Annotated in this window: 30 protein-coding genes; 11 read left to right on the plus strand and 19 right to left on the minus strand. The window is 42.9% G+C overall.

What is annotated here, in order from left to right; genetic code table 11:
- Positions 1-81: 81 nt before the first annotated feature.
- The 4 genes from N5C46_RS06375 (at position 82) to N5C46_RS06390 (ending at position 2,701) form a co-directional block, all read left to right on the plus strand.
- Positions 82-804: an alpha/beta hydrolase gene (locus N5C46_RS06375; protein ID WP_261751361.1), complete on the plus strand. Its 723-nt coding sequence runs from the start codon at positions 82-84 to the stop codon at positions 802-804.
- A gap of 161 nt (positions 805-965) precedes the next feature.
- The gene (locus tag N5C46_RS06380) at positions 966-1,484 is read left to right on the plus strand and encodes a YjcG family protein (RefSeq protein WP_034763515.1); all 519 of its coding nucleotides are present in this window, start codon (positions 966-968) and stop codon (positions 1,482-1,484) included.
- A gap of 3 nt (positions 1,485-1,487) precedes the next feature.
- On the plus strand, positions 1,488-1,910 hold the full coding sequence (locus tag N5C46_RS06385) for a GNAT family N-acetyltransferase (RefSeq protein WP_261751362.1): 423 nt from the start codon (positions 1,488-1,490) through the stop codon (positions 1,908-1,910).
- A gap of 116 nt (positions 1,911-2,026) precedes the next feature.
- Positions 2,027-2,701 carry a DUF421 domain-containing protein gene (locus N5C46_RS06390; protein ID WP_261751363.1) on the plus strand — a complete coding sequence of 225 codons (675 nt, stop codon included), beginning with the start codon at positions 2,027-2,029 and terminating at the stop codon, positions 2,699-2,701.
- Here the strand turns inward: N5C46_RS06390 and N5C46_RS06395 are convergent.
- From N5C46_RS06395 to N5C46_RS06440, 10 genes are all read right to left on the minus strand, one after another.
- On the minus strand, positions 2,698-3,594 hold the full coding sequence (locus tag N5C46_RS06395; RefSeq protein ID WP_261751364.1) for an MBL fold metallo-hydrolase: 897 nt from the start codon (positions 3,592-3,594) through the stop codon (positions 2,698-2,700). The two genes, N5C46_RS06390 and N5C46_RS06395, sit on opposite strands and share 4 nt — an antisense overlap.
- 27 nt (positions 3,595-3,621) lie before the next feature.
- Complete coding sequence (locus N5C46_RS06400; protein ID WP_261751365.1) at positions 3,622-3,894, minus strand: hypothetical protein; 273 nt, start codon at positions 3,892-3,894, stop codon at positions 3,622-3,624.
- A 168-nt stretch (positions 3,895-4,062) separates the two neighbouring features.
- Entirely contained in the window at positions 4,063-4,323 is a 261-nt protein-coding gene (locus N5C46_RS06405; protein ID WP_034763965.1) for a sporulation-specific transcription regulator SpoVIF, read from the minus strand.
- 154 nt (positions 4,324-4,477) lie between these two features.
- A complete protein-coding gene (locus tag N5C46_RS06410; RefSeq protein ID WP_079534613.1) occupies positions 4,478-4,609 on the minus strand; it encodes a YjcZ family sporulation protein in 132 nt (43 codons plus the stop codon).
- A gap of 79 nt (positions 4,610-4,688) precedes the next feature.
- The gene (locus N5C46_RS06415) at positions 4,689-5,381 is read right to left on the minus strand and encodes a DUF421 domain-containing protein (protein ID WP_261751366.1); all 693 of its coding nucleotides are present in this window, start codon (positions 5,379-5,381) and stop codon (positions 4,689-4,691) included.
- Positions 5,382-5,395: 14 nt separating this feature from the next.
- The gene (spoVAE, locus tag N5C46_RS06420) at positions 5,396-5,752 is read right to left on the minus strand and encodes a stage V sporulation protein AE (RefSeq protein WP_034763503.1); all 357 of its coding nucleotides are present in this window, start codon (positions 5,750-5,752) and stop codon (positions 5,396-5,398) included.
- A 20-nt stretch (positions 5,753-5,772) separates the two neighbouring features.
- Complete coding sequence (spoVAD, locus tag N5C46_RS06425; RefSeq protein ID WP_261751367.1) at positions 5,773-6,789, minus strand: stage V sporulation protein AD; 1,017 nt, start codon at positions 6,787-6,789, stop codon at positions 5,773-5,775.
- Positions 6,789-7,259 (minus strand): stage V sporulation protein AC, encoded by a 471-nt coding sequence (gene spoVAC, locus N5C46_RS06430; protein ID WP_261751368.1) that lies wholly within the window; start codon positions 7,257-7,259, stop codon positions 6,789-6,791. Before spoVAC ends, spoVAD begins: the two co-directional genes overlap by 1 nt.
- Before the next feature lie 12 nt (positions 7,260-7,271).
- A complete protein-coding gene (locus N5C46_RS06435; protein ID WP_261751369.1) occupies positions 7,272-7,739 on the minus strand; it encodes a sporulation protein in 468 nt (155 codons plus the stop codon).
- A 262-nt stretch (positions 7,740-8,001) separates the two neighbouring features.
- Positions 8,002-8,358, minus strand: a complete 357-nt coding sequence (locus N5C46_RS06440) for a DUF1360 domain-containing protein (RefSeq protein WP_261751370.1) — start codon at positions 8,356-8,358, stop codon at positions 8,002-8,004.
- 134 nt (positions 8,359-8,492) lie between these two features.
- Between N5C46_RS06440 and N5C46_RS06445 the strand changes: the two genes are divergently transcribed.
- The gene (locus N5C46_RS06445) at positions 8,493-8,987 is read left to right on the plus strand and encodes a CotY/CotZ family spore coat protein (protein WP_261751371.1); all 495 of its coding nucleotides are present in this window, start codon (positions 8,493-8,495) and stop codon (positions 8,985-8,987) included.
- A 45-nt stretch (positions 8,988-9,032) separates the two neighbouring features.
- Here N5C46_RS06445 and N5C46_RS06450 read toward each other — a convergent pair whose 3' ends face one another.
- The 5 genes from N5C46_RS06450 to mgtE all read right to left on the minus strand — a co-directional run bounded on the left by N5C46_RS06450 (position 9,033) and on the right by mgtE (position 14,375).
- A complete protein-coding gene (locus tag N5C46_RS06450; protein ID WP_261751372.1) occupies positions 9,033-9,572 on the minus strand; it encodes a spore coat CotO family protein in 540 nt (179 codons plus the stop codon).
- 122 nt (positions 9,573-9,694) lie between these two features.
- The gene (gene fabI / locus N5C46_RS06455) at positions 9,695-10,471 is read right to left on the minus strand and encodes an enoyl-ACP reductase FabI (protein ID WP_034763489.1); all 777 of its coding nucleotides are present in this window, start codon (positions 10,469-10,471) and stop codon (positions 9,695-9,697) included.
- Positions 10,472-10,551: 80 nt separating this feature from the next.
- Positions 10,552-11,037 (minus strand): DinB family protein, encoded by a 486-nt coding sequence (locus N5C46_RS06460; protein ID WP_261751373.1) that lies wholly within the window; start codon positions 11,035-11,037, stop codon positions 10,552-10,554.
- 110 nt (positions 11,038-11,147) lie between these two features.
- Positions 11,148-13,010, minus strand: coding sequence for a monovalent cation:proton antiporter family protein (locus N5C46_RS06465; RefSeq protein ID WP_261751374.1), 1,863 nt, complete (start codon positions 13,008-13,010; stop codon positions 11,148-11,150).
- A 21-nt stretch (positions 13,011-13,031) separates the two neighbouring features.
- Complete coding sequence (mgtE, locus tag N5C46_RS06470) at positions 13,032-14,375, minus strand: magnesium transporter (RefSeq protein WP_261752293.1); 1,344 nt, start codon at positions 14,373-14,375, stop codon at positions 13,032-13,034.
- A gap of 278 nt (positions 14,376-14,653) precedes the next feature.
- Between mgtE and prpE the strand changes: the two genes are divergently transcribed.
- Positions 14,654-15,391: a bis(5'-nucleosyl)-tetraphosphatase PrpE gene (prpE, locus tag N5C46_RS06475; protein ID WP_261751375.1), complete on the plus strand. Its 738-nt coding sequence runs from the start codon at positions 14,654-14,656 to the stop codon at positions 15,389-15,391.
- Positions 15,392-15,457: 66 nt separating this feature from the next.
- Here the strand turns inward: prpE and N5C46_RS06480 are convergent, their stop codons facing one another.
- From N5C46_RS06480 to N5C46_RS06495, 4 genes are read right to left on the minus strand one after another with little or no spacing between them, the layout of a single operon-like run.
- Complete coding sequence (locus tag N5C46_RS06480) at positions 15,458-16,348, minus strand: RluA family pseudouridine synthase (RefSeq protein WP_261751376.1); 891 nt, start codon at positions 16,346-16,348, stop codon at positions 15,458-15,460.
- Positions 16,349-16,362: 14 nt separating this feature from the next.
- Positions 16,363-17,160, minus strand: coding sequence for an NAD kinase (locus N5C46_RS06485; RefSeq protein ID WP_060670229.1), 798 nt, complete (start codon positions 17,158-17,160; stop codon positions 16,363-16,365).
- The gene (locus N5C46_RS06490) at positions 17,157-17,819 is read right to left on the minus strand and encodes a GTP diphosphokinase (RefSeq protein WP_261751380.1); all 663 of its coding nucleotides are present in this window, start codon (positions 17,817-17,819) and stop codon (positions 17,157-17,159) included. The genes N5C46_RS06485 and N5C46_RS06490 overlap by 4 nt, the downstream gene beginning before the upstream one ends.
- A 19-nt stretch (positions 17,820-17,838) precedes the next feature.
- A complete protein-coding gene (locus N5C46_RS06495; RefSeq protein WP_261751381.1) occupies positions 17,839-18,213 on the minus strand; it encodes a UPF0738 family protein in 375 nt (124 codons plus the stop codon).
- A 128-nt stretch (positions 18,214-18,341) separates the two neighbouring features.
- Between N5C46_RS06495 and N5C46_RS06500 the strand changes: the two genes are divergently transcribed.
- From N5C46_RS06500 to N5C46_RS06520, 5 genes are all read left to right on the plus strand, one after another.
- Positions 18,342-18,929, plus strand: coding sequence for a CYTH domain-containing protein (locus tag N5C46_RS06500; protein ID WP_261751382.1), 588 nt, complete (start codon positions 18,342-18,344; stop codon positions 18,927-18,929).
- Positions 18,930-18,976: 47 nt separating this feature from the next.
- Entirely contained in the window at positions 18,977-19,618 is a 642-nt protein-coding gene (locus tag N5C46_RS06505; RefSeq protein ID WP_261751383.1) for a lytic transglycosylase domain-containing protein, read from the plus strand.
- Positions 19,619-19,864: 246 nt separating this feature from the next.
- Positions 19,865-20,266, plus strand: coding sequence for a globin domain-containing protein (locus N5C46_RS06510; protein WP_261751384.1), 402 nt, complete (start codon positions 19,865-19,867; stop codon positions 20,264-20,266).
- Complete coding sequence (locus N5C46_RS06515; RefSeq protein WP_261751385.1) at positions 20,259-21,125, plus strand: ClpXP adapter SpxH family protein; 867 nt, start codon at positions 20,259-20,261, stop codon at positions 21,123-21,125. Before N5C46_RS06510 ends, N5C46_RS06515 begins: the two co-directional genes overlap by 8 nt.
- A 280-nt stretch (positions 21,126-21,405) precedes the next feature.
- On the plus strand, positions 21,406-21,594 hold the full coding sequence (locus N5C46_RS06520) for a hypothetical protein (RefSeq protein ID WP_261751386.1): 189 nt from the start codon (positions 21,406-21,408) through the stop codon (positions 21,592-21,594).
- Positions 21,595-21,664: the final 70 nt, after the last annotated feature.

Raw genomic sequence — 21,664 nt, forward strand, 5'->3', positions numbered from 1 at the left:
AAACCGCTTTTGGGAATTATGAAAGAGATTATGGTACAATCTTTCTGTAAACGTTAACAATCATTCTAGGAGGCTATCGTCATGACAACTGTAAGAGGAACTGTAACCGAATTAAACCTCTTTAGTAAAGAATTAAACGAAGAGATGAAGATGCTGGTTTATTTACCGGCAACCTACTCTCCCCTTTATAAATACACCCTTCTCATTGCTCAGGATGGCAAAGATTACTTCCAGCTGGGAAGGATTCCGCGACTCGCGGATGAATTGCTTTCAAACAAGGAAATCGAAAATATGATCATTGTGGGGGTTTCATATAAAGACGTAGAGGATCGCAGACGGAAATATCATCCCCACGGTGAGGAAAACGATGCGTATATCCGCTTTCTGGCACATGAACTGGTCCCTTATTTAGATGAGCATTACCCAACTTATCATATGGGGATGGGACGTGCCCTTATCGGAGATTCATTGGGGGCGACCGTCTCTTTGATGACTGCTTTGAAATACCCGAACACATTCGGCAAGGTTCTCCTTCAATCTCCTTTCGTCAATGAAAAAGTCCTTGATGCCGTGGAAGATTTCACACAGCCTCATCTGTTAAGCATTTACCATATAATAGGGTTGCAGGAAACCGAAGTGAAGACGACAGATGGCAAAGTAAAGGATTTCTTAAAACCAAACCGTCAGCTTCATGAAACATTCGATCAAAAAGGATTCAGTTCCTTTTACGATGAATTCGACGGGGACCATACATGGAAGCATTGGCAGCCTGATTTAAAACGTGCATTGAAGCTAATGTTTTAGCTGATCTAAAAGGCAAGGGGTTCCTCCCTTGTCTCTTTAGATCAGCCGTAAGCTTCAGTAATCATCCCATTGCTCTTTCGTTCGCCCTATATTAAATTTTTGAAAAATTTGCTATACTATACATATGACAATGATAGTTAAATAGAGGAGGATTGAAGAAAATGAATTATGGTATAGTCATTTTCCCATCGAAAAAGCTTCAAGATATCGCGAACTCTTATAGGAAACGCTATGATCCTCATTATGCATTGGTTCCGCCACATTTGACATTGAAAAATGTCTTTAGTGCAGACGACGATCAAATTAAAGATATCGCAGGAAAGCTTTCCGTGATTTCAAAGAAATACGATCCATTTAATTTAAAGGTGTACAAAGTAAGTTCCTTTCAACCTGTAAACAATGTGATTTATTTCAAGGTCGAGTCAAAACCTGAACTTCAGGGGTTGCACGATGACATGCATAACCAAAACTTCATGGGTGACGAACCGGAATTCGCTTTCGTCCCTCACATCACGATTGCCCAGAAGCTTTCGAATGATGAGCATTCGGATATTTTCGGATCATTGAGCATGCTGGGCATCGATCATGAGGAAATCATCGACCGCTTCCACTTGCTTTATCAGTTAGAGAACGGCTCCTGGACCGTGTACGAAACGTTCCGATTAGGGAAGGAACAGTAAACGGTGATTGTCGAAGTTGCCAAGACAGAGGATCAGATCCAAGAGGTATTCCATATACGAAAGACGGTCTTTGTAGTGGAACAGCAGGTTCCCCTGGAAGAAGAAATCGATGAGTATGAAAACGACTCCACTCATTTCGTTCTCTATGAGGATAACAAGGCGGTCGGGGCAGGACGATTTCGCATTCTCGATGGAGTCGGAAAAGTGGAAAGGGTCTGTATCCTTAAATCCACCAGGGGGAAAGGTGCCGGACGTGAATTGATGCTCGCCATTGAGGAATATGCGAAGCGGCAGCCTTTATCACAATTGAAATTAAATGCCCAAACCTATGCCATCCCTTTTTACGAAGGATTAGGGTATCAGGTTACTTCCGAGGAATTCCTCGATGCCGGCATCCCTCATAAAACAATGAAAAAAACCATCTGAATAGAACAGAGAGTCCAGTTTCAGGCCTGGATTCTCTGTTCTTTTTTGTTTATCCCTTCGTATATTCACCACCCATCCCGGCGATAATGGTGAAAGGTATGGAAAGGGGGATCATCATGGAAATCAAGTCCATTGCCATTGAATTAATCGTCGGATATTTTGCACTACTCATTTTGACAAAAATCCTCGGAAAAACACAAATCACGCAAATATCAGCCTTTGACTTCATTTCCGCTTTAATTCTTGGTGAGCTCGTGGGAAACTCCCTTTATGATGGGAAAACAACCGTATACCAAATTCTTGCTGCCATTTCGATTTGGGGGAGTCTGATCTTCATTACTGAATTCTTCACTCAAAAATCAAGGCGGTTCCGCCATATGCTCGAGGGGACCCCTTCATTGATCATCAATAAAGGACATATCAATTTTAAAGAACTCAAAAAAAATCATCTGGATTTGAATCAGCTTCAGCATTTACTCCGGGCAAAGGATGTATTTTCTGTCAGGGAATGTGAATATGCCCTTCTTGAATCAGACGGAACGTTGAGCGTCATCCGTAAGCCGCTATATGACATGGTTCAACGACAGGATCTTCAACTCCCAATCAAGGCAGCCACCCTCCCTCTTGCCTTTATCGTAGATGGTGAAATTGTCTATGATAACTTAACCCTTGCCGGGCAAGAAGATACTTGGTTATTGAATGAAATAAAAAAACAAGGCTTCCACTCCTCCAAAGACGTGCTTTACGCAGAATGGGAAGATGGAAAAACCTTGTTGGTTCAAGGATACTAACGGGGTTTAATAATCAGTTCATTGTGTTGAATCAAAAAGGAGAGAAGTTTCTTCCGTTCAAGACTTGTGAGGTAGGCCGTGACCGATGTTCTGAATAGCAGCCACTGCCCCACATTCGAGACGTTGATACTATGTAATTCTAAGTATTCCCTCATGATATGATCAAATGTCTTACCGCCAGGGCTTGTATTTATCACATCTAAAAGGGAGTTCATTCTTTCTTCATGAAGTTCGATATTATTCTTCACCGTTTGAGAGATGTCTTCTTCGAACCGGCCATGACCCGGGATCGCTCCTTTACAGGATATGTGAAGGAGTCTTTCTAACGATTCCAATGTAAGGTCTGCATCCACAATAAAGGGGATCACATGCTTCTTTAACGTCTCACTTCCAAAATAACTGTCCGCTGCATATAAAATACCATCAACCAGAAGACCTGCCTGACTATGCGAATGCCCTGGTAAATCAATGACCTCAAAAATAAACGGACCAATGATATTTTCTCCTATTAATAGTTCTCCATCCACCTCGACTGCCTGTCCCTCAAGAAATTTATTCCTTAAGTCACTTATTGGAACAGCCCCATTGAACAAATAGATGGGTTCTAAAATGGAATTCTCAATAATCGCTTTTTCAAATTTCAGGGCAAACAATGGAATATCATATTTACTCTTAAGATACCTGGCACCGCCAAAATGATCGGCGTGGGCATGGGTGATCACGCAATAATCGAGGGGAAGTCCCTCTCCGTCCAATATCCTCTTCATCTTCTTCACTGCCGAATCATCCAATCCGCTATCGATTAAAAGCCCCTTTCCATCTTTTACACAATATCCGATCGTAACCGCACCGGTAAATGCAAAGCAATGTTCTGTGAATTTCTCTAGTTTCAAGTCAATACCCCCATAGAAATCGGTTCACTACACATATTCGTTAAAGTGTTTTCCTTTTCCTGTGAGCTGTGCTAATAAATTGGAGGGGATGGATGATTTTCTAAGGTTCTCGTATGGAGCCTTTCCCTGAATGGAAGGCTGAACATGATCGCCTGCTCCTTCTGGGTGTGCCTGTGATTTATTTTTCAGTGGTTTAATTGGTTGTATGGGGAAAAAATTGAAGTGGTGTCGATCAACTTTGATATCTCTTTCCTGATACTGTTTGTACTGATAGTGAGGAATCGGCGCAATATATCCCATTTTTATGACCTCCTTGGTTTTATTTACCCAATTTCAGATTGTTAAAAACGCACTCACGCTTACCTACCTGTCTCTTTAATACTTCCTATAAAAAAGAAAGAAGAATTAACATAAAATACGTGGCTTCACGTTGTTTTATGTCCATTCTCCTTGAGTTTGATTCCTTCTTTATTTTTTCCCCTTGTTTAACATGTTGGAGATTGTTCCGAAGTCCAATTGCTTCCCGTCGTTCACGATCGATTGGACAATTTTATCTTCCATTTCCTTGTTTACAGGTTTATTGGCGATTTTAGATACACGTTTGATGACGCTTCTAACCGTTGCTTCATCTTTGAAATTTGCATTTTGTAAAGAGTTCGCAAGCTCTAACACTTCGTTCATGTTAACGCCTGTCTTCTTCTCTAAATTCTTAAAAAAGTTATTATTCATTTCCATCACGCCTCCTTTTAACTATAAGCATCATATGTAAAAAACCCAGGAGCGTGAATTGAATATATAAATAATTTGAATTGATGTATTCTTTTTTGTACAAAACAAAAAGACAAAATCTCTCCAATGAGGATTCTGCCTTTTGTACCCCTTTCTAACAGAAACTTGCTCCAACGATAATCAAGAGAATGAAAAGCACAACGATCAATACAAACGTTGAGCCATAACCGCCGCCATATCCACAGCCGGCACCATATCCACAGCCACCGTATCCATATCCATACATATAAATTCACCTCTCTTTTACCTTTAGTCTCTTATAACATATGTACTAAGAGGGGAGAACGTATGGGCTTTTGGATATTTTATTGTGTGTTTGTCCAATCGTACAGATCAAAGGTCAGGTTGCCTTCAGAATCCAATTGTGCCAGAAAGACGGACTCCACCGTCAGTTTCCGTTTAGACAACTCCCGAACCAACCATGGCAAGGGAAAACCCACTTCAGCCAGGGCTTTTTGATCGATTTTCCCATCTGTGATCACGGCTTGAGGCGGGGTGGATTTTTGTGATATATCAAATACATCTTCTCTTACAAGGGGTTGTTTTTCTTTCTTCAACAAAACACTTAAATCACCGTTCGTGTCAAGGGATGCAAATTCCACATCTGCAACGCGGAACACATCCTTTTTCCGTAGTTGTTCAAGCATTTCATCAACGGAATACTTCTCCTTCTTCAACGCTTTTTCATCAATATTTCCATCCTTTATGAATACCGTAGGCTTGCCTTCAGCAAACCTCCTAAAGCGAATGCTCTTCAAGGACAGGAAAGAAAACAGGAGGGGAAATGCAAACCATAATAAGATACTCATCAGCCCTTCACTCAAGGGCAGGTTCAAATCCATTGAAAGAGTCCCTGCAATGCTCCCAACTGTAATCCCTGTGATGTATTCGAAGAAGGATAACTTCGACAACTGTTTCTTCCCCAATAATTTAGTGATTGCAAAAAGGGAAAGCAGGATAAATATACTTCTTAGTGCCACCTGCAAGTATTCAGGCATCTTTGTTCACCTCATCATCCCTTTGGTTTGAACAGGAGCGCACCAATAAAGCCGAAGATAATGGCGGATGAGATCCCTGAACTCGTGACTTCAAACATACCGGTAAGGACTCCCACCAATCCGTGTTCACCGGCTTCCTGCATCGCCCCATTGACGAGTGCGTTCCCAAAGCTCGTAATGGGAATGGTCGCTCCCGCCCCGGCAAAATCGATAAGGGGCTCGTATAATCCGAAGCCTGAAAGGATGGCTCCCGAGACTACCAGCAGACTTAATGTGTGCGCCGGAGTCAGTTTCGCCACATCAAACAATAATTGACCGATCACACAGATGATTCCACCTATTGTAAAGGCCCAAAAAAACATCGCTAACACTTGGTTTCCTCCTTTCAGATCTACATAAATTCAATCGACACCGCATGGGCGATACAAGGAATCGACTCTCCTTGTTGAAATGTCAAGGGTGACAACAATGCTCCTGTCGCGATGACTAAAATACGTTTGTACGTTCCTTTTTTCATCTCATTCAATAAATGGCCGTAAAGTACGGTGGCTGAACATCCAGGCCCGCTTGCTCCTGATTGAACCGGCTGGTTTTCACCGTAAATCAGCATCCCGCAATCTTGAAACAGACCATCAGGGAGCGCGTAGCCTTTTTGTTTCAACATTTCAACAGCCGTCTGCCTTCCAATTGTGGCAAGATCGCCTGTAATAATAAGATCATAGTACGAAGAATCCCTTCCCAGATCCTGAAAATGACCAACAATCGTATCTACAGCTGCCGGGGCCATGGCCCCACCCATATTAAATGGATCTTTCAACCCCATATCCACAACCTTCCCGATCGTTGCGGATGTCACTCTCGGAGTCGGCACGGTGACGGATGTCCCTTCTCCAATCACAGCATAGCCGGCACCTGTAACCGTCCATTGGGCCGTCGGGGGTTTCTGCCCGCCATATTCAGTAGGGTAGCGGAATTGCTTCTCGGTAGCAGAGTTGTGACTGGAGGCTCCCGTAACCACATGACGGGCTCCATGATAATTCACTAAAAAGGCCGAAAGTGCGAGGCCCTCCATCGATGTCGAACACGCACCGAACAAACCGAAATAAGGAATTCCATTGGTTCTTGCCGCAAAACTTGAAGGGGTGATTTGATTGATCAGATCACCGGTTAAAAAAAATTGGATATCGCTTTTTTGCAGTGATTGTTTTTCGAGTGCGATCTGAACGGCGTCCTCGATGAGAGTCCGGTTGGCTTTTTCGTACGTTCCCTGCCCCATCCATACATCATCATAAAATTGATCGAAGTCTGCAGTGAGGTTTCCTTTTTTCTCAAAAGGCCCACCGACGACACCGGTGGAAAGGATGGCCGGATTCCCAGGAAATACCCACGAACGTGTCCCTTGCAGCATCAGATCACCCCCAGCTGGATTAGAATGGTCTTTATCAATGCCACGACAAAGGCTGAGAATACCCCGAAGACAATGACAGATCCTGCCAGTTTAAAGATATTGCCTCCAACACCGAGGACGAGTCCTTCTGTTCTGTGCTCAATGGCGGCAGAAATCACGGCGTTCCCGAAGCCTGTGACAGGGACGGCACTTCCTGCCCCAGCAAATTGGCCAATGTGGTCATACACCCCAAAGCCGGTCAGGAGCATGGCAAGAAAGACCATCGTCGCAACCGTAGGGTTCCCTGCAGTCTGCTCAGTGAAGTTGAAATAATAGATGTACATATACGTTACCGCCTGTCCGATCAAACAGATGAAGCCTCCCACAAAGAATGCTTTCACGACATTTTTCAGTAGGGGCCGCTTCGTTTCATATTGTTTTTCTAACTGCTCGTACTTCTTTTGTTCGGGTGTTTTTTGTGGTTTTGACACGAAACATTCCTCCTACGTTTTCTCTTTTTGCAGCTTCACGATATCCCGGAATCTTTTTTCAGCATCTTTTTTTGAGATAGACCCATTTTTCAGTTTTTCTTTTAAGCGGATGGTTTCGAGAAAGATTTTATAGTCACTGGACAATATAAAATCTTCCTTTGGATATTTATCTTCCAAATACCGGTCCATTTTCTTTTCAATCTTTTTCATTTTGAATCTGTGCAAGTGCTTAACCTTGTAAACAACGAGCGTTTCTTTCTTTCCCTGGATGACAGCGACATCATAAAGCTCCTTCATTTTGGAAATTTCCCTTTTGATGGCGTGACCGTAACTGTCAGTCTCTGGATTGTCCACTAATTCAATGGGGGGCGGATTGGTTTTCTTCATAAGTGCAATCTTGCTATCACTTCCATCTTCCTTATTGGCACATCCAATCAAAACGCATAATGAAAGTGGAATGATGATCCTTTTTTTATTCATGACAGATCCCTCTTTTGTTTGTACTCACCTTTATTTTTTTCATAAAGTCGTTTTTTATTAAAAAAAGACTGCCCAATTTGAGCAGTCTTAGTTTTTTTTCACTTTTGACCCACAGCCGCACCCTTTTTTCTTAGTGGATGAGTTTCCTTGTTTCTGTGTATTTGTAGAGGTTTTCTTCACTTTTTATTTCCTCCTTTATCCTGATTCCCTTTTTAGTATATGTGAAGAAACCCGAGCTTGTTTCCACTAATTACCTATAGATTCAGTCTGTTTTCCAACTTTGTACCGCAGTCTCCAGGATGGCAGCGATTCCCGCAACGGCTAAAAGGGTGATGAGTGGGACGAAGTACAATGGAAAAAAGCAATAGCCTGCATAAAGAAAGCCTGATACCCATATTCCCGTACACCAATAACAGGACAATAACTCTCCGATAAACCCTTTCAAACCACCTTTTTTAGGAGAAAGATAAATCGCCTCTTCCCCATTCTCTTCCACTTCAACATACTCATCGAAAAATGGAGCTCTTAAGAACTCAGTGATCTTATCGAAGACAATGAGATGGGTCAACCGGAATATGGCTAAGCCGAGAGCGAACAGTTCTATCAACGTAAGTTGCAATGGAAAGACTCCCTTCAATTCACAAATTATACAAGCCCAAATTTACAAAAGAGGGCAGATGTCCGTTACCTAATTGCCTACATGACAATATGTTAGTAATGTAAATGAAATTCATTTTAAGGAGGAACTTCTATATGGGTTGCGGAAGAGATAAAGACAATAGTTCAAAAGATCGTGGTTGCGTATGTCAAGCCGTCCGTGCTATTAAAGATATCCAAGACGAAGCAAATCAGGAGTGTAACGATTGTAAAAATGATTGTTTCCTTGAGCCACTAGGTTCATTGGTGAGCCCTTCCAATCGGTTGAACACTCGTATCTTCAAATTATATCTAAAAAACGGTGAGACGTTTAAAGCGCACATCAAAGGATGCCCTTGGAAATCACCATTTTTCCGGGTGAAGGAAGTTTTTGATAACTGCTGTGCCACTCTTCAAGTGTTAAAGCCTGACTATGCTGATGGTTCTGGTTCTGGCTCTAGGTCAGGATCCGGTTCTGAAATGGACACTATGGGCAATAACACTGACTGGGTATTTACCGGCGAGTGTATCACAGTCGACCTGGATTGCTTCTGTGCGATTCAATGTATCAAAGATGTACACGTATTCTTGGAATGCGACGAAATAAACTAAGTTCAGAGGAAATAAGCCAGCCGGGAATCCCGCCTGGCTCTTTTTTTATTGGAGGCCGATCATCTTGATGGATTGCAATTCATTCTTCCTCATTTTTACTTCTTCCCCTTGAAAGCTTTTAACGGTTATTTCATTTCCGGAATCCTCCAGGATGACGCCTTTCACTGCCAACACACCATTTGAAAATTCACAAGGAAAAGGTACTTTGCCTGAAATGCTTGCAGAAATGTAGTCTAATTTCTCCTCTATGTTCAATTCACGGAATGGCTTTAATTTCCTGAACGAAGAAGCGGCGGTTTTCCGTTCAGGCAACTGAGGGACCGGTTGGACACTTGGTTCTTCCTGGGGCTCCCCCTGGTCCAAAAATAACTGCTCATCTACATATTTATCTTCTTGTATCCCCTGGTTTAATGACTTTAATGATGTTTCTAATTCTGGTGTCCTTTTACTTTTATTACTCTCTTCCTTTGACTTGGGTTTCTTGACTGATCGGTAAGTAACTTGCATATTGCCTTTCACTTCTTCTAATCTCGGCTGGTTTATATACAGCAGGGGTTCTCTCCCTGCTTTTTTCTCTTTTCTCACTGAGACACCTCCTAATTGATCTCCACTTTTATATGTATGCAGAAAGCGCCCAGGGGTTTCATGTTTATGGAATATAAAAAAAACGGCTGAGGGAATGTTTCCCACAGCCGTTCTTTCTATTATTATCCCAATACGTGATAGCCTGAATCTACGTGAAGGTTCTCTCCTGTGATCCCTCTAGAATAATCACTGAAAAGGAATACCGCCGTATCTCCGACCTCTTCCTGTGTCGTATTGCGACGAAGCGGAGCGCGCTCTTCGATTTCTTTCAGGATGCTATTGAAGTCCCCGACACCTTTGGCTGACAGGGTACGAATCGGACCTGCGGAAATGGCATTCACCCGGATGCCGTGTTTCCCTAGGTCGCTCGCAAGATACTTTACGCTCGCTTCAAGAGAGGCTTTTGCCACTCCCATGACATTATAGTTCTGCATGACTCGTTCTCCGCCCAGGTACGTCATGCTCACGATGCTTCCGCCTTCAGTCATAAGGTCCTTCGCCACTTTTGCCACTGCAGTCAGTGAATAGGAGCTGATATTGTGAGCAAGCAGGAAACCGTCTCTTGTCGTATTCATATAATCTCCGGCAAGTTCTTCTTTATTGGCAAAGGCAATACAATGAGCCAGTCCATGAATCGTTCCCACTTCTTCTTTGATAGTGGCAAAACATTTTTCGATGTCTTCATCATTCGTCACATCACATGGAAGGACGAGTGAATCTTCCCCGCCTTCCAGTGTGCCGGCTAAATCCCTGACACCTTTTTCAAAACGCTCCCCTGCATATGTAAAGATCAAACGTGCACCTGATTGATGAAGTGAACGGGCGATCCCCCACGCGATACTGCGTTTATTCGCCACTCCCATTACAACATATGTTTTACCTTTTAATGAAAGAGTCATTATTATCCTCCTAATTAATACATGTTATTAGTACCTGCTACTAATTCTACCGCACTATCCCTTAAAAGAAAAGAAAATTTCTATGTTATTCTCTTTTTCACATCTTCTATTTGCACGAGATGCCTTTGTTCGTGTTTCCCGAGAAGTTCGAGTACCTGCCAAATCGGCATGTCTCCAAATCGGTGATGGTTCATGGATTGACAATTCAAGCCTTCTTTCGTGTATTTCTCCAGAAAGTGTGAGGTGAGTAAACGTGATTCATCCAATGCATTCATCAACTCTTCCATGGTCTGTGGATCAGTCGAAGGCTCGATTGGCGCTATCATTTTTTGGGATGGATCATCAAATACCGATAAATCCACATCGGAATCGCTTCTCCCCCCTCTATTTTCAGCAGAATCAAGGGCCAAAGTCAAAAAGCGGGTTTCCGCTCCGGCCAGATGAAGGATGATCTGTGCAATGCTCCACTCCCCGGGGGAAGGTTTTTGATTCAATTCCTCATAAGACAATCCTCTTATACTTTCCTTCACTAATTTCCGAATCTCCACAATTTTGGTTTCCCACATATTGGTTTCCTCCTTTTCATCTTTATTATCTATTAGGGATTACGTCATGATACTCCTTTATAAAGTAAAAACTTCCCAAGAAAAATGTTTCTTGGGAAGCAGGATTCATGTTAGCAGTATTCACAGAATTCGAGTTCTCGTTTGAGTTCATCGACATATTCTTTAGAACCTGTGACAATCAGACGGTCATTCATGTGAAGTTCTGTATCCCCATGGGGAACGATAGAGTCCTTTCCTCTGAAGATCCGGACGAAGATGACGTCTCCAGTGAATGGGAATTTCCGGAGTGTCATTCCTTCAAACTGACTGTTCAACATGCGGATTTCGTATAGGGATGTTTCTTGATTGGTCAAGATACTCATGACGGATGGTGATTCAATGAGCGCCCTCAATAAAGCTTTCGTTGATAAGAATACAGAATAAACTTCTATATCCTGTTCGCGAAGACTTTCATGCAGATCAGGGCTCTCCACCCTTACAATCACACGACCTACTCCATACTCTTTCGCCGTCACTGCAAGTGTCGCATTCACCTCTTCATCCCCAGTTGAAATCACGAGGATATCCGATTCAAAGATTTCCTTCTCCTGGAGTGTACCGAGATCATAATCATCGATTTCATGGATATCGAACAGTGAATCCGCGATGCTTCGATCTGATTTATCCTGTTTCGTATGATACAGGACGGGCTCGTACAAGGAGGATTGAAGCTCCCTTGAAACGGGCATGGTAAGCTGATTGGCACCCAGGAACGTTATTTTAAGCTTCTTCTCTTTAGCACTTTCCCTTGGAAAAAGCTTCTTAAAGATGATAGGTGTGATGATACATGTAATCACGGCCACCAAGATGAGCGTGCCACTCATTTGAGGGGTGATAATCTCAATCCTTTCTGCGATCTTTGCAGCAGCAATTACCAACGACAGAGTTGACGTTAGGAGAAATGCTGAAGCGATCGTCGTTTTCGTATCATACCAGTACCTCAATAAATATACCGGGATGATCTTCGAAACGAGGAAGGCGAGAACCAGCAATGGAATGAGTAAAAGCATTTTCTTGTCACTCAGTAGTGAGCCAAGGTCCAGCTCCACGCCGATCATCACGAAGAAGATCGGGATTAAAAATCCATATCCAAATGAATCAAGCTTATGAACCATTTCCTGATTCGGTGCAAGTAAGGATACAAGTACACCGGCAAGGAAAGCTCCCAGAATGTTCTCCGCACCCACCGTCTCTGACACTGCCACCAGTAACATGATCAAGGTAAAGACCGCACGTGTACCAATTTGAACAGTCCCTGTCGACAGACTTTTGATGAAGGGGTTATTCTTCAGCCTCTTAGCCAGGAAGTATAATAGCAGACCTACACCAAAGAGAATCAGAAGAAGCCACATATTCCCATGTCCTTCTCCATAAAGGGAAACGAACACAGCCAGTAAAATCATGGTCACCAGGTCAGCGATGACAGCGACCAGCAGAATGATCTGACCGATGGCACTTTTCGTGATATGTGCCTCTTTCAGCGTAGGTACCACAACACCAAGTGATATCGTGGAAATGATCAATGTCATCAAGAACGCATTATCGATAAGTCCAAACAGGACAAACAGATAAGATAGTCCCAGTGATACAAAGAAAATACCGATAAAAATGATAATCGCCAATTTCAAGCGGTTAGGTTCTTCTTTACCACTCGGTAAAAGCTCTTTTTTCTTTTTTCCGCCAGAAAATGCGGTAAAATCAATTTCAAGACCGCTTAAGAACATGAGGAAAATAAACCCCAGGGTAGATAATGTCTCAAGCCACATGTCCTGCTGGACGAGATTAAACCCGCTCTTTCCTATAACTAATCCCATGATAATCTCTGCGATTACGACCGGGATGAAATTCAACTTGAATCGATGCAGCAAAATGGGAGTTAAAAATGCTACCATGATCACGATCACAAGGGATGCAACAGATGCATGTTGTTCCATTCATATTTCCCCCTTTTCTCTCTATATTAGGTAATTCATAAACATCGTCGCTAATCCAAGATAGATTAAAGTACTGATGATATCATTAATCGTCGTGATAAAAGGACCGGAAGCGACAGCCGGATCTACTTTTAGCTTGTGCATCAAGAGGGGCACCAATGTACCTGCGAGGGTAGCAACGAAAAGTGAAATCAATACGGAGACCCCGACAAGGATCCCTAAAAAGAATTCGCCTTTCCACACGTACACAATGATGCTGACCACAATCCCGCATGTGGTCCCGGTAATCAGCCCTGTTCCCGCTTCACGAAAGACAAGGGACATCTTGTTTTCCTTTTCCAGGTCACCTGTGGCAATCCCCCTAACGGCAACGGCGAGTGCCTGAGTTCCAGTATTTCCTGCCATTCCGGCAATCAATGGAATAAACACGGCAAGGATGGCCACTTTATCCAACGTATCTTCAAACCTTCCGATGAGGCTTGCAGTGAACATTCCGAGGAATAATAAGGCGATAAGCCACGGGAGACGCTTCTTGGCCGCATTTATAGGACTTCTGTCAATGGAATCCAGATCGGCGATACCGGCAAGTTTAGAGTAATCATCGGACGCCTCTTCTTCCATGACGTCCATGATGTCATCAACCGTAATGATCCCAAGTAGATGATGTTGAAAATCAACAACCGGTAGGGCAAGGAAGTCGTAATCCTTCATCTGTCGTGCGACAGCTTCCTGATCTTCGCTGACACCGACAGCCATGACACGGCCACTCATAATTTCACCAATCATCACATCATCATGGCTGATGATCAAATCTCTAAGGGATATGACCCCTACAAGCTTTTTGTCATCATCCACCACATAGATATAGTAGATCGTCTCCGCATTGGGTGCTTCGTTTTTCAATATATACATGGCAGATCTGACCGTCTGATTCTTTGAAATGGCCACGAACTCAGTGGTCATGATACTACCAGCTGTGTATTCTTCATAATGCAATAACTCTTTAATCTCTTTAGCCGATTCATCATTCATGATTGTCAAATAACTGACTACCTGATCTTTATCCAGTTCATTCAAAACATCCACTGCGTCATCGGCATACATATTAGAAAGCATTTCGGCTGCGTATGTAGGATTCATTTCGGCCAGGATATCCTGATAATCTTCTTCATCAATATCCAGACTTTCAAAAAGCTCCGCCATTTCTTCCGGTGAAAGATAATGATACAGCCGGCTTCGTAAGTCTTCATCTATTTTAGAGAAAAACTTTGCTTGATCATAGGAGTGTAATTGAACAAATTCTGAACGAAACAAATCCAGATCTTCTTCTTGAAGGGCTCTGATGAGAAGGTCTTCATCATACATTTCCTTTTCCTGCTTATCTCTGTCATTCTCCTGTTCTTGAGTAACCTCAGACATCCAATACACCCTCCTTCATAACTTCATTGAATATAGTCGTAATAATACTAGCAAATCTCAACACAATTGTCTCTTATGAAATCATAACCATCTATGTATTCCTTTGCTTTAATATGTCATACTAATGCCTGACGAATCATAAATGCATGAATTGCTGAATTATTAATATGTCATAAAATACGTGAAAAGAAAAGAAAAAAGGCAGGTAAAGGAGTGGGATCCCCATGAAATTGGATATTATCGGTGATGTTCATGGCTGTTTTACCGAATTTAGAGAGTTGACGAAAAAGCTTGGGTATGAATGGGGCACCGGACTTCCTGTTCATCCTTATGGAAGGAAACTTGGTTTCATGGGAGACCTGACGGATCGGGGACATCACTCCCTGGAGACGATCTCAACAGTATACGGGCTTTTTCAAAAAGATACTGTTTATTATGTTCCCGGGAATCATTGCAATAAGCTTTACCGTTATTTCTTAGGGAACAACGTAAAAATCCTTCACGGCCTCGAAACAACCGTGGCAGAACTGAGTGCCCTCACTGAAAAGGAAAGAAATCGCTATCGGGATATGTTCATTGAACTATATGAACAATCCCCTTTATACCATGTATTGGATAAAGGTAAGCTGATCCTTGCCCATGCAGACATCAAAGAAGAACTAATCGGAAAACAATCAAACCGTGTCAAAACCTTCGTCCTTTACGGGGACATAACGGGTGAAAAAAATGATGACGGCACCCCTGTGAGAAAAGACTGGGCACGTGACTATCAAGGCGAAGCTTGGATCGTATACGGCCACACCCCGGTGAAAGAAGCACGCATCCTCAATAAAACGGCCAATATCGATACAGGTGCCGTGTTTGGCGGAATGCTTTCTGCATTTAGATACCCTGAACTGGAAGTAGTGAGTGTAGCATCAAGCATGCCTTTCGTGGCGGAGAAGTTTCGGGAAGTTGAATGAGTTTTCCTCCTGTCGGTCTCATTATATAAAAAAAGAAATCCCTTCAGTTTAACTGAAAGGGATCTCTTACTGGCTATCAAGCAGCATCCTCATATCATCGGGCAAGGGGCACTCCAAGTTCGTCCATTCTTTCATAATCGGGTGGAAAAAGTGCAGTCTTTTACAATGAAGGGCCTGTCTGCCTATCAGCTTACCACTTCCTCCGTATAAATCATCTCCTGCAAGAGGATGGCCTAAGAACGAAAGGTGAACACGGATCTGATGGGTTCTGCCTGTTTCGAGCTTCAATTCCAGGTGGGCAAATTCAGGGAACTGATCTTCCACCCTGTAATGAGTCAGGGCATATTGTCCATCTGACCGCACTTCTCTTTCAATGATGCTGTCGGTTTTCCTTCCAACCGGTTCTTCTATCGATCCGGATCCTTTCATAACCCCTTCTGCAAAGGCTTCATATGTCCGGTGGATTTCCCTTTCCTTCTGCTGAAGGCTGAACAGATGATGAATGTGGCGGTGTTTTGCCACTAGTACCAGTCCCGATGTGTCTTTATCCAACCGGGTGACGATGTGTACCGTTGAAGCGAGGTCCTGTTGATTGAAATGTCCCAATATGGCATTCGCAAGACTTCCTGTCGGCTCTTCTTTCGTGGGGATCGTTTTCATCCCCCACGGTTTGTCCACAACGAGCACATCATCATCTTCGTAAATGATTGAGAGAGGGATTGTTTCTGCCACCAGGGATTCACTTGCTCTTTCTTCAGGAAATCTCACCTCAAGAAGATCTCCTGCAGTAAGTGGATGCCGGACATTTTCTTCTTTTCCGTTGAGGGTGATCCTTCCTCCATCAAACTTGACTGCCGTCAATGTACGCTTTGACAATTGCTGATCGATTAGAAACTCTCTCATCAGCATCCCTTCATAGGTTGAAGGGATGCACCATTTTAGCGTATATCCCTTCACCTTATGATTCCCCATTATTCATCCGCTACAAACGAATCATGCACCCGTTTCCAGAACGGGAAAGGACGGAAGCGTGCAAAGCGGATTTTCTCATCTGCGACACGATATTGAATGCTTTTCACATCTTTATGAAGGAGGGATAGATGATCGATCGTCACCAGGAAGTCCGGTCCATTCACAGGCTTCAGCATGCATGTATGATGTGCAGGTAAAATGAGGGGCGATCCGATGGTACGGAACACCCGATTATTGATGGAAGCCATTTCAGCGAATTGGATGGCGGGTAAGGACGGGTGAATGATCGCCCCTCCCAGTGCCTTATTATATGCCGTACTGCCTGAAGGAGTGGACAGGCATAATCCGTCGCCCCTGAACCGTTCAAAATGCTGCCCCCGGATTTCAACATCCATCACCAGGGTCCCTTCAACGCTTTTAACCGTTGATTCATTCAATGCAAGATAACGGGTTTCTTTTCCACCATGTTGATAACGGATAATCGTTTCCAATAGTGGATATTCAATGATCTGATAGGGTGTCTTGGCGATGGCAATGACAAGTTTCTCGATTTCTTCCGGCACCCAGTCTGCATAAAAGCCGAGGTGACCTGTATGCACACCCACAAAGGCCGTCTTATCAAGCCTTGATCTATAGCGATGAAAAGCATAGAGCAGTGTACCGTCCCCACCGACTGAAATGACGATATCGGGTTGATCGTCATCATAGATCAGGTTGAAATCCTGGAGATACGTTCTCATTTTATGCATCAGTGTATTGGACTTTGAATCACCTTTTGATGTAATAGCGAACTTCATTCATTTACCCCCTGCTGTTTAGGTTCAGATCCACGCTGGTCTTTTTCCTTTTTGTTTGTGAAAATGACCTGGGCTTCCTGGATTTCTTCACGGATCAAACTCATTTCTTCATCCAGCCTGAATGCCGCTTCGGCAGCACTTTGCAGACGGTGACGGATTTGTTCAGGAATTTGTCCACTGTACTTATAATTTAACGAATGTTCAATCGTAGCCCAGAAGTTCATCGAAAGCGTACGGATTTGAATTTCCACCAGGATATTCTTTTCACCATGGATCGTTTGTACCGGATAGTCGATGACAACATGATAAGAACGGTATCCGCTTTGTTTCTTGTGGGTCACATAGTCTCTTTCTTCAATAATTGTAAAATCCTTGCGGCCCCGGAGCTTTTCCACCACCACATGAATATCCTCTACAAATTGACACATCATCCTTAGTCCTGCGATGTCCTGCAATTCTGTTCCAATATTGGATAGCTTGATTCCTTTTTGATTTGCTTTATCAAGGATACTCGCGATCGGTTTGACTCTCCCAGTCACGAATTCTATGGGAGAATGAGTGTTATGAAGTTCATATTCTCCCCTCATCCCCTTAAGCTTAATCTTTAATTCATCAACCGCCTGCTTGTAGGGAGCCAAAAATTGTTCCCAGTGATTCATTCCCCTCACCTCTAAACGCCTACTTTTCAAGAAATACGTTCTCTACCTTATTAACCATTTCGTCACCGTAGTTCCCGTTTCCTTCTATATTATCTATGAGATACTCAAGCTCTTCTATAAATTGAGTTAATTCGAGTGTATCTTTTTCACTTTTTGCCACGACTTCCGCTTTATCATGAAGGGCTTTTCTTAATTCCGGCCAGATTGACTCTTCCAAATATAAGTATACATATTCCTCTTCATTTTCAGCTAAGTATACGAAAGCATAGCGATCGGAATCTGCAATGATCTGACCTGCCGCCGTTGTACCTTCTAAGAGCTCTGACTGGTCCGTATGTAAATATAATGTCCCTTTTTCATATGTTGTGTGATTAAATTGAACAATTTTCCTCATGCTTTTCTTCATCCTTCCATTAAACAATCAGTATCATTTTAACATAAGAAAACCATTTCATCTAAATATTGAAGTTCCCTTTTATTAAAGAGATAATAGAGGAAGTATGCAAGGAAAGGATGCTTGTGATGGCACAGGAAATTGAAATTGAATTTAAGAATCTTGTAACAGAAGAAGAATTCAACCGATTGACTTCACATTTTCATATAAAGGAGGAAGATTTCATTTCTCAGGATAATCATTATTTCGATACACCGGATTATCAATTAAAGGAGAAGCAGTCTGCCCTCCGGATCCGGGAGAAAAACGGGACGTATACGTTGACGTTAAAGACCCCGTTGAAAGAAGATCTCCTGGAGACGAATCAACCCTTATCCAAAGACCAATCGTATTTTCTTTTACAAGATGGGCTATTCCCGGAAGGTGAAGTCAGAGATGTGCTGAACTCCCTTTCCATCTCTTATGAGTCCCTTCAACACTTCGGGACACTCTCAACCAGCAGGGTGGAAATCCCCTATAGGGATGGTCTCCTTGTTTTCGACCATAGCTCTTACCTGCAAAAGGAAGACTATGAGCTCGAATATGAAGTGAAAGAACGTACAACAGGCGAAGCGATATTCCTGGAATTACTCGAGCAGCATCAGATCCCACTTCGTCAGACAGATAACAAAATCAAACGTTTTTACTTGGAGAAATTAAAACAGGATCGATCATGACCGATATAGAATAGGAATAAGCGTTTTATTAAAGAGGAGTCAAATATATGAATGTCCAACAATTAAGAACGATGATGGAGCTTCAAGCCTTGAACAGTCTCGGGTCCGTATCTTCTTTCCAGGATACAACTGGTCAATCGAATGATTTGTTTCAACAATTATTAACAAGTGCCCTGCAACCAAGCCAACAAAATATAGATCTGAATCAAACACTTGGAGCCGTCAATGGAGCCCTCCTGACCCAATCAGCCAGTTCGGTCCCTATTGGAATCAATCCTCTTTCGGCTCTAAACAAGCCGAACTGGAATGCCCCTGAGGAGATCGATGAAATCATCAGCCGTGCATCGGATCACTTCGCCATTCCAAAAAAATTGATTCAAGCCGTCATTAAACAGGAGTCCAATTTCAACCCGGATGCCGTCAGCCCTGCAGGCGCCACGGGATTGATGCAGCTCATGCCGAGCACAGCACGAGGACTTGGGGTCAACAACCTATTTGATCCGGAAGAGAATGTATTTGCCGGTACAAAATATTTAAAGCAAATGCTCGATAAGTACAATGGCGACATCCACCTTGCACTGGCTGCCTACAATGCAGGTCCCGGAAACGTTGATAAATACAACGGTATCCCACCGTTCAAAGAAACCACTTCATACGTAAAAAAAGTGACAGATCGCTATTTTGCCTAACGATTCCGTCCTCATTCAAAAAGCAGGCCTCATAGGCCCGCTTTTTTTTATGACTTGGATGGTCCAATCGACCCCCATTGCCTCTCCAGCCATATTTCCCACTATTTCATGGGATTTGGGAATAGAGTGACAAAAGCGGGCTACACTAATTTAGGAATAATCAGTTGATGTAAGGCGATTTGTTTGAGATATGAAAGAATGCTTGCTAGAATGAACATACAATCTAAGTAAAAAGGAGTCATTCTTATGGTCGAGAAACCACAAATGCCTTATAATCTTATCGGCGAAAAGAAACTCTCCATGCTCGTTGAAGCCTTTTATAATAGAGTATCAAATCATCCTGAGTTAGCACCGATCTTTCCGGATGATTTAACCGAGACAGCTCGTAAACAGAAACAATTCCTAACTCAATATTTAGGTGGACCGGCTCTTTATACAGAAGAACACGGACACCCCATGCTGCGTGCAAGGCACCTCCCCTTTCCCATCACAGAGTCACGGGCTAAGGCATGGTTAAGTTGCATGCATGATGCAATGGATGAGGTCAACCTAGAGGGTCCTGTAAGGGATGACTTTTTTCACAGACTTGTATTAACCGCCCATCATATGGTAAATACTGAAACTTCCAAGGGTTCTTCCATTGACTAGAACAACTAGCTGGCATCACCTCAAAGGGTGTGGGCGTGACAAGAAACCTCTGGAAATATATATGTTTGTTGACCCTCTTTGCCCGGAATGCTGGGCGCTTGAACCAATATTAAAGAAATTGCACATTGAGTATGGACAATACTTCCGGATCCGCTATATTCTAAGCGGACAGCTCGCCTCATTAAACCTTGCGACGAAACGGAAGCAGGAGGACCTTGCACAGCAATGGGATAAAACAGCGAGTCGCTCCGGCATGTCCTGTGACGGCAGCCTGTGGATTGAGAATCCGATTGATTCACCCTATCTCGCTTCATTCGCCATTAAAGCGGCAGAACTTCAAGGAAAGCACTCAGGGATCCGCTTTTTACGTTTTTTACAAGAACGATTATTCCTTCAGAAACAAGACATCTCCAATATTGAGGTACTGAAGGAATGCGCACAGGCAGCCAAGCTTGATCTCACGGAATTCATGAACGATATCAACTCTTCTTCCGCATCCAAAGCTTTTCAATGCGATGTCAAGATTACCTCTGAAATGGAAGTGGAGGAAATTCCGACGCTTGTCTTCTTCAATGAGAATATTGAAGATGAGGGATTAAAGATTACAGGATTGTATTCCTATGAGGTATACGTACACATCATTGAAGAAATGCTTGCATCAAAGCCGGAAAAACAGCCGTTGCCTCCACTGGATGTATTCATGAAGTATTATCGGGTTGTTGCATCGAAGGAAATAGCTGTTGTATATGATCTATCGGTAGAAGAAGTAGAGAAACAAATGAAGAAATGGACACTTCAGCAAAAAGTGAAGAAGCTCCCTGCAAAGCACGGAACCTTTTGGAAATATATCAGTCAATAATTATTTCAGTATAATTAAACAGCCGTATAAACAAGAAAAGCCGATGTTGTTTCCAACATCGGTTTTTCAATACGAACAAAGGGGATGGGAGAAATTTTTCACGGTCAAACAAAGGGGTATATGTTTGCTTGTGATCAACTTCACACTGATAATATATCACGTTTCCACTTGTATTGGCAAGTTGTTTGTATGGTATTTCACAATATTGTCAAAATCGATTCATGTTCTCCATTTCCCCTTCATATACATGGTTATAAGACAATGTTCGGAGGGAATGGCTATGCTCGCAAAAATGAAATACGGAATCCTCCTTCTACTGATCGTGATCAGTTTCTTCATAAATATCCTTGGCCTTATGCACCTGGTACCGGTTTATATCACGTCCCCCATCCTCTTTCTCTCCCTTCTCCTCTTCTTCCACTCACTGGGAAACCGTAACCGCTTCAGGGGATTCAAATCGATGAAATGAGGGACGGACCTATATAACCAGGTGCCAAGAAAAAACACCCCTTCTTCTGAAAGGTTACCTTCAGGAGGGG

It is taken from the genome of Rossellomorea vietnamensis (assembly GCF_025398035.1).
Taxonomy (GTDB): Bacteria; Bacillota; Bacilli; order Bacillales; family Bacillaceae_B; genus Rossellomorea; species Rossellomorea vietnamensis_B.